Source organism: Pedobacter antarcticus, from assembly GCF_900112985.1.
GTDB lineage: Bacteria > Bacteroidota > Bacteroidia > Sphingobacteriales > Sphingobacteriaceae > Pedobacter > Pedobacter antarcticus.
The window spans coordinates 87581-101828 of sequence record NZ_FONS01000014.1 but is presented as its reverse complement, the minus strand read 5'-3'; the positions used below and the strand labels follow the sequence as shown (position 1 = coordinate 101828).

General features: G+C 37.5%; 19 protein-coding genes. 6 read left to right on the top strand and 13 right to left on the bottom strand.

Annotated elements, in window-relative coordinates; genetic code table 11:
- Positions 1-9: 9 nt before the first annotated feature.
- From BM192_RS19290 to BM192_RS19280, 3 genes are all read right to left on the bottom strand, one after another.
- Positions 10-981 (bottom strand): toprim domain-containing protein, encoded by a 972-nt coding sequence (locus BM192_RS19290; RefSeq protein WP_157282856.1) that lies wholly within the window; start codon positions 979-981, stop codon positions 10-12.
- Between the two features lie 832 nt (positions 982-1813).
- Positions 1814-2593: an SOS response-associated peptidase gene (locus tag BM192_RS19285; RefSeq protein WP_037441114.1), complete on the bottom strand. Its 780-nt coding sequence runs from the start codon at positions 2591-2593 to the stop codon at positions 1814-1816.
- Between the two features lie 5 nt (positions 2594-2598).
- Positions 2599-2871, bottom strand: a complete 273-nt coding sequence (locus BM192_RS19280) for a hypothetical protein (protein ID WP_037441117.1) — start codon at positions 2869-2871, stop codon at positions 2599-2601.
- 53 nt (positions 2872-2924) lie between these two features.
- Between BM192_RS19280 and BM192_RS19275 the strand changes: the two genes are divergently transcribed.
- The 3 genes from BM192_RS19275 (at position 2925) to BM192_RS19265 (ending at position 6564) form a co-directional block, all read left to right on the top strand.
- The gene (locus BM192_RS19275; protein WP_037441119.1) at positions 2925-3356 is read left to right on the top strand and encodes a LexA family protein; all 432 of its coding nucleotides are present in this window, start codon (positions 2925-2927) and stop codon (positions 3354-3356) included.
- The gene (locus BM192_RS19270) at positions 3353-4618 is read left to right on the top strand and encodes a Y-family DNA polymerase (protein WP_037441121.1); all 1266 of its coding nucleotides are present in this window, start codon (positions 3353-3355) and stop codon (positions 4616-4618) included. The genes BM192_RS19275 and BM192_RS19270 overlap by 4 nt, the downstream gene beginning before the upstream one ends.
- Before the next feature lie 1016 nt (positions 4619-5634).
- Positions 5635-6564, top strand: a complete 930-nt coding sequence (locus tag BM192_RS19265) for a replication initiation protein (protein ID WP_074964102.1) — start codon at positions 5635-5637, stop codon at positions 6562-6564.
- A 7-nt stretch (positions 6565-6571) separates the two neighbouring features.
- Here the strand turns inward: BM192_RS19265 and BM192_RS19260 are convergent, their stop codons facing one another.
- Complete coding sequence (locus tag BM192_RS19260) at positions 6572-7519, bottom strand: response regulator transcription factor (RefSeq protein ID WP_037441107.1); 948 nt, start codon at positions 7517-7519, stop codon at positions 6572-6574.
- Positions 7520-7525: 6 nt separating this feature from the next.
- Positions 7526-8092 carry a GNAT family N-acetyltransferase gene (locus tag BM192_RS19255; protein ID WP_037441105.1) on the bottom strand — a complete coding sequence of 189 codons (567 nt, stop codon included), beginning with the start codon at positions 8090-8092 and terminating at the stop codon, positions 7526-7528.
- 340 nt (positions 8093-8432) lie between these two features.
- On the opposite strand from BM192_RS19255, the gene BM192_RS19250 reads away from it, so the two are divergent.
- Positions 8433-8864 (top strand): helix-turn-helix domain-containing protein, encoded by a 432-nt coding sequence (locus BM192_RS19250; protein WP_074964100.1) that lies wholly within the window; start codon positions 8433-8435, stop codon positions 8862-8864.
- Here BM192_RS19250 and BM192_RS19245 read toward each other — a convergent pair.
- Both BM192_RS19245 and BM192_RS19240 read right to left on the bottom strand, forming a co-directional pair.
- Complete coding sequence (locus BM192_RS19245; protein WP_037441103.1) at positions 8861-9100, bottom strand: hypothetical protein; 240 nt, start codon at positions 9098-9100, stop codon at positions 8861-8863. The two genes, BM192_RS19250 and BM192_RS19245, sit on opposite strands and share 4 nt — an antisense overlap.
- A 54-nt stretch (positions 9101-9154) precedes the next feature.
- Positions 9155-9514, bottom strand: a complete 360-nt coding sequence (locus tag BM192_RS19240; protein WP_074964099.1) for a DUF3846 domain-containing protein — start codon at positions 9512-9514, stop codon at positions 9155-9157.
- A 70-nt stretch (positions 9515-9584) separates the two neighbouring features.
- On the opposite strand from BM192_RS19240, the gene BM192_RS19235 reads away from it, so the two are divergent.
- Both BM192_RS19235 and BM192_RS19230 read left to right on the top strand, forming a co-directional pair.
- Positions 9585-9857 carry a hypothetical protein gene (locus tag BM192_RS19235; protein WP_139218468.1) on the top strand — a complete coding sequence of 91 codons (273 nt, stop codon included), beginning with the start codon at positions 9585-9587 and terminating at the stop codon, positions 9855-9857.
- Between the two features lie 32 nt (positions 9858-9889).
- Positions 9890-10126 carry a hypothetical protein gene (locus BM192_RS19230; protein ID WP_037441770.1) on the top strand — a complete coding sequence of 79 codons (237 nt, stop codon included), beginning with the start codon at positions 9890-9892 and terminating at the stop codon, positions 10124-10126.
- Between the two features lie 336 nt (positions 10127-10462).
- On the opposite strand, the gene BM192_RS19225 is transcribed toward BM192_RS19230, so the two are convergent.
- The 6 genes from BM192_RS19225 to BM192_RS19200 all read right to left on the bottom strand — a co-directional run bounded on the left by BM192_RS19225 (position 10463) and on the right by BM192_RS19200 (position 14034).
- Positions 10463-10945, bottom strand: a complete 483-nt coding sequence (locus BM192_RS19225; RefSeq protein ID WP_037441767.1) for an ADP-ribosyltransferase-containing protein — start codon at positions 10943-10945, stop codon at positions 10463-10465.
- A 46-nt stretch (positions 10946-10991) separates the two neighbouring features.
- Entirely contained in the window at positions 10992-11384 is a 393-nt protein-coding gene (locus BM192_RS20795; protein ID WP_139218467.1) for a hypothetical protein, read from the bottom strand.
- Between the two features lie 790 nt (positions 11385-12174).
- On the bottom strand, positions 12175-12675 hold the full coding sequence (locus tag BM192_RS19215; RefSeq protein ID WP_037441762.1) for a hypothetical protein: 501 nt from the start codon (positions 12673-12675) through the stop codon (positions 12175-12177).
- A gap of 59 nt (positions 12676-12734) precedes the next feature.
- A complete protein-coding gene (locus BM192_RS19210; protein WP_157282868.1) occupies positions 12735-13679 on the bottom strand; it encodes a Tn3 family transposase in 945 nt (314 codons plus the stop codon).
- A gap of 26 nt (positions 13680-13705) precedes the next feature.
- Entirely contained in the window at positions 13706-13906 is a 201-nt protein-coding gene (locus tag BM192_RS21390; RefSeq protein ID WP_081857523.1) for an SOS response-associated peptidase family protein, read from the bottom strand.
- A complete protein-coding gene (locus BM192_RS19200; RefSeq protein WP_074964096.1) occupies positions 13846-14034 on the bottom strand; it encodes a hypothetical protein in 189 nt (62 codons plus the stop codon). The genes BM192_RS21390 and BM192_RS19200 overlap by 61 nt, the downstream gene beginning before the upstream one ends.
- Positions 14035-14248 lie beyond the last annotated feature (214 nt).

Genomic DNA, 14248 nt, shown 5'->3' with positions numbered 1-14248 from the left:
AAAAAAAAATCACCTGGTGTGTTGAGAATTTCTTTCGGGTTCATTGGATTGCCAAGGCTTAGGTGTTCTGTGAGAAATTTCCGCTTTAAGCATATCGTTATAATCATCATATCCCCTGTAAAGATAGGAGCGATCAACTGCATGTGGCAATTGCTTTTGAAACTCAGCTGTCATTTTCCTGCCTCCGCTACCATTATCAAAATAGAGATCTATATCTCTAATAGAGCCACTGGCCTTTATGAGTGTAATAGCTCTGTTTACCATCGATAAGGAATTTAAAACAATCAGATTGTTTTTATTCAGGGAAGGGTCTTTCTCCAGGGCAGAAAGGTAATTGAACATCCCTTCGAAAATTGAAATCTTAGAATTAGATCCTTCCTTAAATAAAAGATCCTTTTTAGCTATGCAGATCTTTCCGTATTTACTCCTGACATCATATCCGTCAGATGCATTTTGCCACCCAACCCCAAAATACCTTTTTTTAGATCCTTTGTCATCTATATGGTCGTAATAAACCTCTTTTAAGAGCTTACTAGATATAGCAGCATTAATAACACCTCTGGAAGCAATGTAATAGGTTATGGCAGCATTATGGCCTAAATCTTTAACATTTACAATCTCGTGTTTCGGAGTATAAACCTTGGGTACTAATTCACGCTGGCTAAAAGAAAAAGATGGATGACCATTATACAGCTTTTCAATTTCCTCGACAACCTTGGGAATACTATTTGTCTTGAATACTAACTTACCCAAATCAATTACATTACCGCCCTGGCCTGATCCGTGATCATACCAGAATCCTTTACTGTCATTTACCGAGAAGGAGGGATCGCTGTCTGAATCTCTTATAGGTGAAAGAAAGAACCTCTCATGACCGCTTTTCTTCGAAGTGGGCTCATAGCCTAACTTGGTTAGAAAGTCTACCAAAGATACACTGTCTTTGATTTCCTTAATTCTTTCTCTAAGCTCTTCGATATTCATAAAGTTAGGTTTTGTTGTTTCGGCCTTTTGACCATCATCAGATATGGCGCACACCATATGACAACGTAAGAAACTATTGACATAGCTATGGCGCTTCGAGTGGGGTTAGCCCTCCATGCATCCTTCTTCGATCTAAGTATGATGAGGATAAAAGGCTTTCGCCTACTCTTTCAGTCCTCTAGTCGGTGCTTTGATCCTACACACGGAACAAATGTTTTAGCCCTTTGCAGCTTTAGGTATTTCCTTTAATGCTTACCTAGCATCTTATAAATATGGCGTTATTCGCTCCGCCTGTAAGTAAAGTTTACGGTTAAACCTTATTTACATATCAAATATACGGTTATTATGCATTTATGCAAAAGCATAGCTTAAAATTAAAGCTTAAATACATAACTAACTGTTATACAGACATATAATTTTATGGTTAAACTGTATTATAGATATTATATGGTAAAAACTATTAAGCTCGGTGGATTTCTGTAGATCGTAGGTGGCGACCAGTATCGGCTTGCCATTAATCAAATATGGGCCGGCAGGAAAGGATTTCAAATACTCTTTTATGCGTATTTGAATGCGAAGCAAGCAGTATTTTATCTACGTAGGCATATACGTAAACCAACGTATATACCTCCATAATAGCCTTTAAACAGGGGTACGTATATACGTAGTACTAAAATTGCTACAAAATCTAAAAGTAGGAGAGGGGGGAAGGCAAGTATTTTGCAAGGGGTAATAAATGCCCCGACGTAAATGATCTTATATACCAAGTTTGGGGAAAATTGATCCCGAATGTTCAAACCAGGCAACGACAAAAATAGATCGTAATTTATAGCTAAGCTATATATCGGTTTAGGATATCTAAAATGTGTTGATTTTCACGAATGTGGACTGGATGAGATAACTCGGCTCGCTGCAAGGTTTCTGGGATGTTCGAGTTTGTTTTTCTATAGTTGATTGACTTTGATATAGGCCAGGCTCGTAAGTCACTGACGTCTTCATAAGGCTGCATAAGAGACTGAATGTCCGTAATGCTGATATCATTTGAGAGCCATGAATTATGTTGATGATCAGGGACGAAAAACGGCATCCTGGGTTTATTGTTATGTATCGCTTCTAAAAGTGGATTTGGCGGGGTGGTGATCATAGAGAATGATCGGTGAACGATTCCGGTTTGCGGGCTTCTCCAATAATTCCATATCCCGCCTATTGCAAAGGATCTTTTAGACTTTCGGGTAATATAGTAATACCTTACATCCCCATCACTAAAATGATGAGGCTCAAATATACCACTTACCAAAATTAGACACCTTCGGGTGGGAGCTATATTTTTAAAGGAGTTGAGTTCAAACAGTGTTTCAGCTTTTGCATTCAATGTTCCTTTTCTTTTTACTTTGGCATCATCGTCTGACTTAGCCCAAATAGGGATCAATCCCCATTCCTGCAGTTGAATAATGTTGGGTTGATCAGAGGATATAACTGGCATCAAGGGGTGAGCATATCCATCAGCATTATAGTACGGCTGGTACTGTTCCCTATACTCACTTGGCATCTCTCGATTATACTCAATTTCAAGATCCTGAGCCTTGAGTTCTTGCGAATAATTATAACACATCGTATTTAAGCAATTATAGTTTCCGGAAGTAGCACCACAAACTTGATAGTATCGACACCTTTAGCCATTTCAGTACCCGATTCAGAGAATGAATACCAGGCATGGAATTCTTCTGGGATCGGCAGATTCTCCGGATCAAATTTAATTGGTGTTAAAGTTATCAATGTTGAATTTCCAAATTCGTCTTCCGGGACTTCTTCAATCGAACCATAAAAATAAGTATAGCCCTTGTCTCTAAGAGAGCTATAAAGCTGTAGTGTTAGTTCTTGCGTTTTCATATTTATCTGTTTAAGCTTCCTTTGCTAATATATTTAGTATTTTTACCGGCACTATGGAGCACAAGATTCAATTATATACGATACAAAATAACACAAATAAGCTGATTCCATACTTTGACAAAGGAATTCAGGCTGGCTTTCCTTCACCTGCTTCCGATTACATGGAATTGGCAATAGACTTGAACGAAACACTGATCAAAAACCCTTCCAGTACATTCATAGGCCGAATAACGGGGGATTCGATGATAGATATAGGAATATTTGATGGCTCTCTAGCCATTGTAGATAAATCTCTCAGAGTGGAAAATAACAGTCTAGTAGTGGCTTGGATTGATGGGGGATTTACACTAAAGCAAATCCGAAAGGAAAATGGTAACACATATTTGATGGCCTTTAACAGAAATTTTAAACCTGTTTTAATTGACGAGGCTAACCAAGGATCTATCTGGGGTAAGGTCACCTATATTATAAACAAAGCACTATGATCATTGGAATAGCGGACTGCAATAACTTTTACGCAAGCTGTCAGAGGGTATTTAACCCCTCATTGGTGGGTAAGCCTATCGTTGTACTCAGCAATAACGATGGCTGTGTCGTTGCAAGATCGAATGAGGCAAAAGCCCTGGGTATTGCGATGGGAGTTCCGGCATTTGAAATCAAATCGCTCATCGAAGAAAAAGAAGTTCAAGTATTTTCATCTAACTATACCCTCTATGGAGATATGAGCAGTAGGGTTATGGCAACCTTATCCAGGTTCTCTCCTGAAACCGAAATCTACAGCATTGACGAAGCCTTTCTACAGTTCAAGGGATTTGAATATTATGATCTTCCGGAATATGCCAGACATATCGTTAAGACTACCACAACAAATACAGGAATTCCCATCAGCATAGGATTGGCACCAACCAAAACCCTGGCTAAGCTCGCAAATAAGTTAGCCAAGAAAGATCCCACATCAAGAGGTGTTAAAGCTATCCTGACTAAAGAAGAAATACATATTGCTTTATCAGATTTTCCGGTCGGTGACATTTGGGGAATTGGTGGTCAATATGCAAAAATGCTTGCTCAGCACGGGGTTAATACCGCTTTGGAATTTTCATGTTTGCCTAGCGAATGGGTAAAATCAAAAATGACAATTACAGGTTTAAGAATGTGGTATGAATTAAGAGGTAAACCATGCATACCTCTGGAATCAGCACCTGCTTCAAAAAAAGGAATATGTACTTCAAGAAGCTTTGGAACGATGCTTACGGAGTACGAAAATATAGCGGAGGCCGTGAGTAATTTCACTGCTAAATGTGCTAAGAAGTTACGGGACCAGAATTCGTGTTGCAAGATTGTAACTGTCTTTGTGCAGACTAACTTGTTCAGAGGGGATCTTAAGCAGTATAGCAATTCAAAAACAACAATTCTTCCTGTAGCTATTAATAGCACAATGGAACTAAATAAGTTTGCTCTTTTGGCACTAAAAGGTATTTATCGCAAAGGGTATCAATATAAGAAGGCCGGGGTCATTGTCACGGATATAATTTCCTCAGACCAGGTTCAAAGTAATTTATTTTATCAATTCGATTCTGAGAAACAAGAAAAGATTATGGTAGCTTTGGATAAGATCAATGGACTGTACGGTACTGATAAACTCCGATTAGGAAGTCAGGGATTTGGAAGGAATTGGAAGTTGAAAAATGAAAAGCTATCTCCATGTTACACCACTAGATTAAAGGATGTAATTGATATTATACTATAAAGCATAAAGACATAAAGACATAAACGCATAAACGCATAAATGCATAAAAACATAATAGTATTGATCTTGTTCAAAAGCATTTATGGAAACCGGGGGCAATGTAACAGATTTGTTACAAACGGGAAACAGAATTTTATTTTGTTCCCTCCCTCTTGTTTTTTTGTTTTCCTGCCATTTTGTCGATTTCTCAAAAACACACGTCTGTATAAGCTTAAGAGGTGGCCTAACATGTTTCTTTAATTTAATTACTTTCTTTACTTTGTTATTTTACGCCCCTGTAATGCGTTAATATACAGATAGTTATAGGCATATAAACGAAGGTTTTATCAGCTAAAAAGAAGGTATCATCATTTATTCCGAAGTTATTATCCTTAAAAGCGAAGGTTTTATCATCGTTAAACGAAGGTTCTATCAGTTAAAAACGAGTAAGAGAAAGTATACTTCGTTTTTTCAAATTAAAGCTATTCCAGTGCGTTTCAAACCATATATACCGCATAAATAATTGATATACTGCATGTTGCTGACTTTAAAACGAAGGTTTTATCAGTGTGGTAACAAAAATATGGCCTCCTGAAGGGGTAGTATCCGATTTTATTTCATGTATTTAGGCGCTAGCATTATGATGGTTAAAATCTAATCACCTCTTTATCAGCTGTATTAGCTAGTTGAAAACGAAGGTTTTATCAGTCAATCTTATGTCCAAGTGCCTCATTTATAATAACAATCAAAAGATATGATAGCTCGCAAAACCTAAAACGAAGGTTTTATCAGTCTGGACAATCTTAAAAGATAGATTTGTCGGCTGATCAGACATCCTGGAAATGCTCCAGCTGAGCCGCCAGGCATCAAACAGTCGCCTGAAGTTATCTAGGTCGGACAGATATCAGTACTGGATCTCGCTTGGTCGGGTATATATCTGTCGCCTGTTGTAAACACTTAAAATTCCTGAGCTTCATACAAAACGAATAATGATAAACAATACTTCGTTTTTAATATTCGTTTTGTTATATTTGATCATGGAACTTCAACAGCTACCCAAAGACAAAGTAATCATGCAGCATAACATGATTACCAGTGGAAGGTATGACTTTACTGCTTGTCAATTAGATATTCTCTTCTTGCTACTTGCATCCTTAGAAAAGGATGACGATAAGGAAAAGAAATATAACCTCTATGCCAAGGACATTGAATCGATAACCGGTCGTGAATGGCATTATAACCAATTGCAGCAGGCTACTGAGGATATGGGTAGCAGAATGTTTACTATTGAGACTGAACGGAGCCTCAAACAAATTTGGCTATTTAGTGGATTTGAGTACATGAAGGGCAAAGGATATTTTACAGCCTCAGTATCTCCGGAGGCCAGACCCTATCTATTTGAATTGAAAAACAACTTTACAATATTTCAGCTAAAATCCGTTCTATCCTGTTCCTCAAAATATGCTAAACGTTTGTACACCCTGGCATGCCAGTGGAGGGCAGTAGGGAAGATCACTATTGAGATCGCCAAACTTAAGGAAATGCTATACTTGAAAGACCCTAAGAACAAAGTTCCTGAGCAGTTTACTGAAGTGAACGCATTTAGAAAGAATGTATTAGAGATTTCAAAACAGCAAATCAACACGCATACCGACATTACATTCGATTACGAATTACATAAAAAAGGGCGTTCCTTTCACTCCATTACCATATATGTAAACTACAACAGGGTTAATACCAAAGAAGTAGACATCCAGACCTCTTTAACTTATCAAAAGGCTGTATCAACAGTAGAAGCCTACGGGATTTCAAAAGCGTATGCTGAGTTGATAGCTCAAAAATATATGCCCGAATTTGAAGCATTAATTGAGCAAATAAAGAAGCAAAAGAATAAGTCGCAAATAGAAGATCCAGCTGCATATATTGTTGCTGTGTTTCAGAAGAAAAAGTATCTGCCTAAAAAGTAGGCAGATACTAAATTTCAGTTTTGGGTTGATTGTCTTCTAACTTGCCGACCAACTCCATCTTATTGGACACGTCCATTTTCCGATAGACATTCTGAACATGCTTAGCAACGGTCTTTTCCGCTATAAACAGATCAGTAGCGATACTTTTATATGTCTGCCCTATCCGGATTAGAGTAACAATTTCTATTTCCCTGGCCGTTAAATTATAATATTGGCAGTTATTCAAGAATACATCTGAAGAGCTGTCCAATAGGCTTAGATTTCCATTAAGGCTAGCAAGTTGGCGCTCTTCCTCCCATGATTTAATAATGTTGTTCCGGGAGAACAGGAATGTAATAATAGTAAATCCCAGGTTCGTAACCATTACCTCTACAAATTGTGAAAGTTGAAAGAAACTAATTAATGGCAATGCAATCCAGGGTATAATGGCGAAATAGGTTAAATACACATCGGCTGTCCATCCACTATTATCAAGTGCATATTTCATGGATATTGCCTTGAACATCTTTAGCATTACAACTATGGCATATATAAAAGCAATTGCAACCCCATGTTGGACCGAAGAGATCAGATCACCGGTAAACATATACTCGATCCCTATAAAGGCCAAGTATGGTAAAAACAAAAACAACCAAACACCATAAAAGGCATGAAACCTCAATTCCTTCAATTCCCATCCTTTATAGAAGTAGTACGGAAAATAGCAGGCCATTGAGAAGCCGGTACCATACGCTAAGATATTTTGAACTTTAATATCTATGCTGAGGTTAGGATCAGGAAATAGGCCCCCAGTGATGTTATATAAAATCAATAGGAATAAAAGAATTACGAAATAAAGCCTGCGCTTTTCAGATGGCCTTGAAAGAAGATAAAATGTCTGGAATAATAATAATACGGATTCAGCTATAACAAAGAGAAATGTCACCAGATGCATTTCAGTATCGAATACATTCATACCTTCTTACCGTCCTTTCAGCATAAATAGCTTATAGCCAAAGTCAAGTTCATGGTAAATATTAAAGCCGAAATTCTGATACCACTTAATATTTCTCACTGTAGAAGTTTCTAAATAAACAGGCTTTGATTGACGTCTGGCATCATCTAAGATTGACAACATTAACGAAGTACCTACACCTTTGTGCTGTTGATCAGGTAGCACCCCGATAAACCACAGGTAGTAGATCGGCTCTTTCGGGTACTGACTTTTGATCAAGCTTTCTCGCTTCATAGCTTTACCTGCATTCTCGATACCTATGCATTTAATAAGCAATCGCAGATCCAGGGGAATGGTCTTAAGAACAGATTTTGTTTCAGGATAAAGAACAAGAGCACAACCTGTATTATCGTCAGATAAGTAGACCTCACCATATCGATAGCAAATTTCAAATGAATAAGCCATCAATTCTTTTAACCGTGATTCTCTTTTATTGTCTTGTTTAACAATGTAGTTGACGCTTTGATTTTCATTAAAGGACTTCGTAAGAATAGCTACAACTAATTGCTTGTCTTCAGCTCTCGCCTTTTTCATAGTATAAGGATAGGGTTAATGATTACACAATTATAGTGAAATTTTTATAGCTAAACCCGTGCCTCTTATAGCCGATAACAGGTTTTTACGGTTCCAGCAGTATTATAACTGTAAAACGGTATAATATATTGTCGATCTGTGCTTTTTTGGAAGTGGGGTAAACGATATTTTACTCAATCGATTTTCAGGATCTGAACTTAGATTCAATTAAAAACGATTATCTATATTTACGATTCGGGAGGAAATTAAAATGCATAATTGCACAATTATGCAATATATTGTGCTTTAGGCAAATATCATCGTCTCATGGAGAATCTTAAAGACGCGCTTCAAATGGAAAATGGAAAAAAAACAACAAATAGGCATAAGACTTAGAGAATACAGAAAGGATTCTGGTAAGACCCAAGGAAAATTTGGGGAATCATTAGGTTTAACACAAGGCGGGTATTCTGATCTTGAAAGGGGAAAAAATAACCTTACAGCACGGATTAAGTACATGCTTGAGGAAATCTATAATATCAATATAGACTATTTGGAAACCGGCCAAGGAGAGCGTTATCGACCTATAGAAAGTGAAGAACTAGCACCAGGAGATGATGCGGAGAAATTCTACAGAGATCAAAATCAAAGGATCATCTTTCAACTGCAAAAAGAGCTAGAGCTAACTAAAAAAGAAAACGAATATTTACACAAGATCGTTAGTGCTAAGGATGAAGTAATATCTGCTCTTAAATCTGGTAAGCCGAAGGGAGAAGATGAACCCAAATCTTAGAGAAACAGTTTTAATTCGTGACAAACAGACTTTGCTAAAGCGATATCAGCATCAGTTATCCGTTGTTTAGCCTTTCTATTCAATTTGTTGTACAGCTTATTATATGCAGTCTTTTCAGGTAGGTTCGGCCACATCTTAGTGGAAAGCGTTGTAGGAGTGATTAACTCAAATTCCAGGAGCTTATGAATATAGGTTGAATAAGGCTGATCTTGATCGCCATCTAAAATTTTCTCCATTTAAATATATCAAATCAGGGTTAATCCCTTCTCGCCCCAAATTAGCAATTTATTTTATAATACAATAAACTGTAAAGCTGGCTCTGGACGGTAATGCGGATCTTCAAACCTGATGAGTTTTTTAAGTTTATCAAGAGTTGTTGTACAATCTACATCCTGCCCCTCGAAGGTTCCTACAACAAGTCCGTTCCCGGAAAACACACCATAAAGCCCCCTTACTGAGAATGCCCCTTCAGGTACCTGATATAGTCCCTCATCATCTATGTAAATAACATCCGTTCCCAAAGCATCCAGTCTGATGACATCAACACAACGGCAGCCGATAACCTCATTAAAAACTTTTAATGAGGGGTCGATCTGAAGTTCAACAATTTCCCTGTTAAGGGAATCAATTTTGAAAGCTCTTATCTTCATGGCGCTTGAATTTATATATATCAAATATATGTATATAGACATATACTAAATGTCATCATAAAGTCATTAAATGTACACATTTAATCAAAAGCACTTAATAGTTTGTCTTATAGATATGGATCTCATAGCTTTGGATAAACGAAATATGGATTCAACTTTACGAGGCGGCAAACGTAGTGGGGCAGGTAGAAAAAAGGGGATTACCTTTAAAGAACCAACTGTTCCTTATACTGTTAGAATAATTGAAACGGTACTGGAAGAACTGAAAGAAAGATATGGAGACCAGTTGCCAGATAAAATAAAAGAGAGCATCTACAAGCTTAATGAGCTTGAAAAAAGCTGATAAAAGTTTATTTTTATATAAATCCTAATGCTATGAGAACTGTATTCTATTTCTTACTACTAACCATTGCAGTCTCAATGATTGCGTTAGGAGAAACTACATCAAAAGAATTCAGCTATACCCCATATGTGGTAATTATGCTGTTGAAAGCATGGTTTATTTATGGATTCCTTAAACGCCAAAACAGAAAGCGGAAACAACGAGCTCAGGAAGACTTATTCAATGAGTACATGAGAAGTCAAATTGCTCGTAACCGAAGATTCCTATAGCTATACTAACTTTGGAATTGTCGCCTGAATTAGGCACCGGCAGCGCCTGCAGCTTGTTAACCTGGTTAACATTTGTCGCCTAGCTTGTGCCTGGAGAGTGCCGGATCAGGCGCAGATCCGCTCCGCTCCGGAGAAAGGCTGTCGCCTTACCATGAAAGATTTTATGAATTTGGACTTTCATCTTTCCTTTTGATGGTTACCTCATAACCAATGGTATTGAAAACAGCATTTAGTTTAGTTGCCCAACCTTCAACCTTATTTTTGAAGTTTGATCGATCCCCACCATTATTAACCTTGGAGAACTTTTCCCATTATCCATTGCAATAATGCTAATTATTAGTTGGCTAATTGTTCAATTTGATTCACGCTAAAAACAATATATTCTATCTGTTCATTTCCTAGTGAAGATAGAATACCATCATAGCCTTTTTCAACTAAGATGGCATTTGCGTCTTCGGTATCTAAAGCATCCCTAAGTTCACCAAGTTCTCCTAAACCGATTTCCTCATTCAAGGTATATAAAGCTTCTTCGTTAGATAGAATTTCACCTGTAAGGATTTCCCAAATAGTAGATGCCTGGCTTTGAATGCTAAATATTGATTCCAATCTTAAATCTATAGGATTTTTTAAAGACAATCGAGCCTTAATAATTCGCTCACCAAATAGCAAAGCATTTTCGATTTTATCAGCGAAGAAAAAACCATGAACAGTATTAGACCATTCGGTATTGCTGCCTCTCATGCTAATATCAAAATTATCAAAATTGGCATTTGTACCATGATAAAAAACTGTGTCTGAAATTGAGATTTGAGTATTCATAAAAAAGGAATTAGGGTTAGAAGATAAGTGAGTAAAAGGGGTGGGGTTAGTTATTCCCCCAATTATTCCAGTCCATAGGATCTATTCCAGACTTGATAACTTTTGATTTTTCAACTATTTTAAAATCCTTTACCAATCTATCATTGTCTTTAAGATCAATGGCAGTATAGTACTTGATACTCTCTTTGTCGATTCCTTTATAATCCCATCCATCAACGATTTTATTAGTGGCTCTGCTGATGGCAAAGTGGGTATATTTACGATTAACCTTAAATCTGCGTTTAGGTGCCTTGGTTGGTTCAGGTGGGGTAACCTCAAAGAAAATAATTAGGATTCGCTCGTTAGTACTCTTGTCAGCAATCCAAACGTGATGGCCGCCTTTACCGGTAATGTATTGCGGATTAGACAATACGAAAGCCTCACAATCGCTAGAGATCATCCACAAAATAAAGTCCTCATAGCTGATAGTCTTGCATGTCCGATTTTTATGTTCATCAGGCCACTTGGTTGTTTTGCTATTCTCGTGGCATATAGCACCTTCTTTATTCCAAAATGAGATACATTCAACTATGTGAGTTAATGTATCTGGTAGGCCGGATTTAGATTCAATTTGAAATTTTAGTTCCTTTACAGGTGTACACTCAGGGGAGATGTTTTTAGCTTCCATATCGTCTTCGTTTCTTACATAAATATATGTATAAATACATATATTTGCAAATAAAAGTTGACATTTATTGCTAAGACTTTATAAAAAATATAGGCTAAACATTTTTTCTTTTGCCAGAATATTTACTGCAAGGTAGGAGGACTAGTGATGTAAATGGGGGAGGGATAATCTTCTTTGAGAGGAGCTAGAGTAATATTCTCCGTAAATGTAAAGTTGGGCAAAGCCAACAAGCCGCAGGGTGCAATGGGAGATTATAAGAGATACGTAAGGTCGCCAGTCTGGGTGATTGTAGAATGAAGCTCCTGAGCGATATCAGGATAAGGTGTCGCCTAAAAGTTATTTGTTTTTAGGGATTTTGAAATTCGGTCTACATTCCAAAGTACGGCCATAGCTTTGGTATTCGGGATTTAGGGATACATTTTGAACAAACAGTCGCCTATATTGAGGCTTGCCGGTCGCAGATCCGGGCTTATCCGGATCGAATCTGTCGCCTACATTGACTTCCTGGAGAACCTGCAGCTGAGTGGCCAGGCGTTGAACAGTCGCCTGATAGTAAATGACCTTAAAATAACGTCATTTGTGAATCTTTATATTTATACTCAGAAACGGCTTTTAAAGTTGAAGCAATTATTTGAGGGTTGTAGTTACTTCTATCACTATTGCCAACTTTAGCTTGCATCAGATCTTTAAGGTCGCTCAAAGCTGAGTTAAGAGCTGTTTCTCTGTCCTTATAAGGGCGATCATATACTGAAATATTACTACCACCTCCAGCGGTTCCGAAGCTGTAACTAAGCGCATATGTCCAGACGAGGTTTGGTCCTCGGCCAATTCTAATTTCGCTATAAGAGTTGTAATTTTTTGTATCACCTAGTTTGATAGCTTCAAAATCCAAAAATTGAGGTCTGACAAACCATCCATGTTGATCAAATTTAATTTCAGTAAAACCAAAATCTAAGCCTCTTCGATAAGCGTTTACATTCATAGTGATATGTCTGATGTCGTCTCCAAAGCTGGCAAACCAGTCAAGTTTCTCAGAATCATTTTTCTTTAGCAAGTCAATCATCTCGTTAAGTATTCCAACCTCGTACTGGGGTTCCAATAGTATTTGGACGAAATGTATCGCTAAGCATTTACCCTTAATTGCCTTAAGTTCCCATTCAACCCATTTTCATCAAAATCAAAGAAGTATTTTCCTAGCCTGTTGATATGAGAGAACCTTGCTGGGGACAAATGAACGATATCATCTTGGTTTACAATATACCCTTCTTTCCGTAATTCATTCAAGACCTCCTGCATGTAAATTGTATTCCAAAGTATAACACTATTGGTTGCTACATTCAAGCATAACGCCTGTTCTTGCTGTTGTTCTTCTTGTTTCTTCCTAATTTTGCCGTCCCCTCCAAACCAGAGGAAATTCCGGAGAGAATGAAGTGCTTCGCCTTTATTCAGTTGCGTGTTGATTTTTCGCCTCAACGTCTGGCTTAACAGATATTTCAGAATGAAAATAGTTTTAATAAGCCTGCCGTATTCCTGCAGGACATACGTTAAATTGTTTTGCCTTGGATAAGACTGCAGCTTGCCAATAAACAATGAAGAGGTAACATATCCCGATTTCATCGAACCGGCCAATCTCAATAAGTCGTCCCATCTGCCTGCGATATAATCTGGATTTATGACACCGGTAAATTTCAAGGAGGGATATTCGAAATCCTTGCCTTTGATCTTAGAAAGTTTTTGATCTTTGATATCCCTTAGCCTGGGTGAAAACTGCATTCCCAATAAATCGAACAACCCAAATACCAAGTCTGTATAGCCGGATGTATCTGTAGTATGCTCCAAAATATTTAGTTCAGTTTCATTATTTAGGATTTCATCCAGTACATACATAGCATCTCTTTCAGTCGAGGCGATAACTTTACTTCCGAACTGGGAGTATTGGTCAGCGGTGTGCGTATAAAACGTGACCCCCTTGCCATACCCAAAATATTTCAGTTGGGCTTTTGCATTTCTTATTTTACCGCTTACCGGGAAACGCTGTCCATCTGAAGAAGAAATGATAAATGGCATTCTTGGCTTATTGTTATGTATCCGTGTCAAAAGAGGGTTTGCCGGTCTTTCCAAATTTTCCATAAACCACCAAAGCAGAATGCTTTTCTTGATTTTGAACTTATAAAATAATAGGCAACCGAACCATCAGGGTTATGGTGCGGTTCAAAAAAACCAGTAGTAGTTATCAGGCAATAATTTGCTTCCGCATATTTTTTAAAAGAGGAAAGTTCAAAATCGTTTCTGATTTTGCATTCAAGGTGCCACTTCTTATTTTTTTTGCTTTAGCATCTTTCGGGTCCTGAATATAGTCAGGCAGAAAACCCCATTCTGCCAACTCAATAATTTCTTTGTTTTCAGAGGTTATAATGGCCATTTTTGGGAAATTAAAGCCATTGGAGTTATAGTGCGGTTGATATCCGGTATCATCCAAGATTTGCCTATTAAATTCCCCGTTCTAAATCTTTCTTCCCCAAGGTGTTGAGTATAATTATAGCACATAATTCAAAGTTTTCTCCAACTCAATTATACAAAATGAATCAACCATTCACAAGAAAAGAACAACTCTTAAAACGAACGGTTGTCAACCC

What these genes read in the sequence shown, in the direction of transcription:
- BM192_RS19290 (WP_157282856.1), bottom strand. Translation starts at nt 981, where the DNA reads ATGAATATCGAAGAGCTTAGAGAAAGAATTAAGGAAATCAAAGACAGT.
- BM192_RS19285 (WP_037441114.1), bottom strand. Translation starts at nt 2,593, where the DNA reads ATGTGTTATAATTATTCGCAAGAACTCAAGGCTCAGGATCTTGAAATT.
- BM192_RS19280 (WP_037441117.1), bottom strand. Translation starts at nt 2,871, where the DNA reads ATGAAAACGCAAGAACTAACACTACAGCTTTATAGCTCTCTTAGAGAC.
- BM192_RS19275 (WP_037441119.1), top strand. Translation starts at nt 2,925, where the DNA reads ATGGAGCACAAGATTCAATTATATACGATACAAAATAACACAAATAAG.
- BM192_RS19270 (WP_037441121.1), top strand. Translation starts at nt 3,353, where the DNA reads ATGATCATTGGAATAGCGGACTGCAATAACTTTTACGCAAGCTGTCAG.
- BM192_RS19265 (WP_074964102.1), top strand. Translation starts at nt 5,635, where the DNA reads ATGGAACTTCAACAGCTACCCAAAGACAAAGTAATCATGCAGCATAAC.
- BM192_RS19260 (WP_037441107.1), bottom strand. Translation starts at nt 7,519, where the DNA reads ATGAATGTATTCGATACTGAAATGCATCTGGTGACATTTCTCTTTGTT.
- BM192_RS19255 (WP_037441105.1), bottom strand. Translation starts at nt 8,092, where the DNA reads ATGAAAAAGGCGAGAGCTGAAGACAAGCAATTAGTTGTAGCTATTCTT.
- BM192_RS19250 (WP_074964100.1), top strand. Translation starts at nt 8,433, where the DNA reads ATGGAAAAAAAACAACAAATAGGCATAAGACTTAGAGAATACAGAAAG.
- BM192_RS19245 (WP_037441103.1), bottom strand. Translation starts at nt 9,100, where the DNA reads ATGGAGAAAATTTTAGATGGCGATCAAGATCAGCCTTATTCAACCTAT.
- BM192_RS19240 (WP_074964099.1), bottom strand. Translation starts at nt 9,514, where the DNA reads ATGAAGATAAGAGCTTTCAAAATTGATTCCCTTAACAGGGAAATTGTT.
- BM192_RS19235 (WP_139218468.1), top strand. Translation starts at nt 9,585, where the DNA reads ATGTACACATTTAATCAAAAGCACTTAATAGTTTGTCTTATAGATATG.
- BM192_RS19230 (WP_037441770.1), top strand. Translation starts at nt 9,890, where the DNA reads ATGAGAACTGTATTCTATTTCTTACTACTAACCATTGCAGTCTCAATG.
- BM192_RS19225 (WP_037441767.1), bottom strand. Translation starts at nt 10,945, where the DNA reads ATGAATACTCAAATCTCAATTTCAGACACAGTTTTTTATCATGGTACA.
- BM192_RS20795 (WP_139218467.1), bottom strand. Translation starts at nt 11,384, where the DNA reads ATGATCTCTAGCGATTGTGAGGCTTTCGTATTGTCTAATCCGCAATAC.
- BM192_RS19215 (WP_037441762.1), bottom strand. Translation starts at nt 12,675, where the DNA reads ATGATTGACTTGCTAAAGAAAAATGATTCTGAGAAACTTGACTGGTTT.
- BM192_RS19210 (WP_157282868.1), bottom strand. Translation starts at nt 13,679, where the DNA reads ATGCCATTTATCATTTCTTCTTCAGATGGACAGCGTTTCCCGGTAAGC.
- BM192_RS19200 (WP_074964096.1), bottom strand. Translation starts at nt 14,034, where the DNA reads ATGGCCATTATAACCTCTGAAAACAAAGAAATTATTGAGTTGGCAGAA.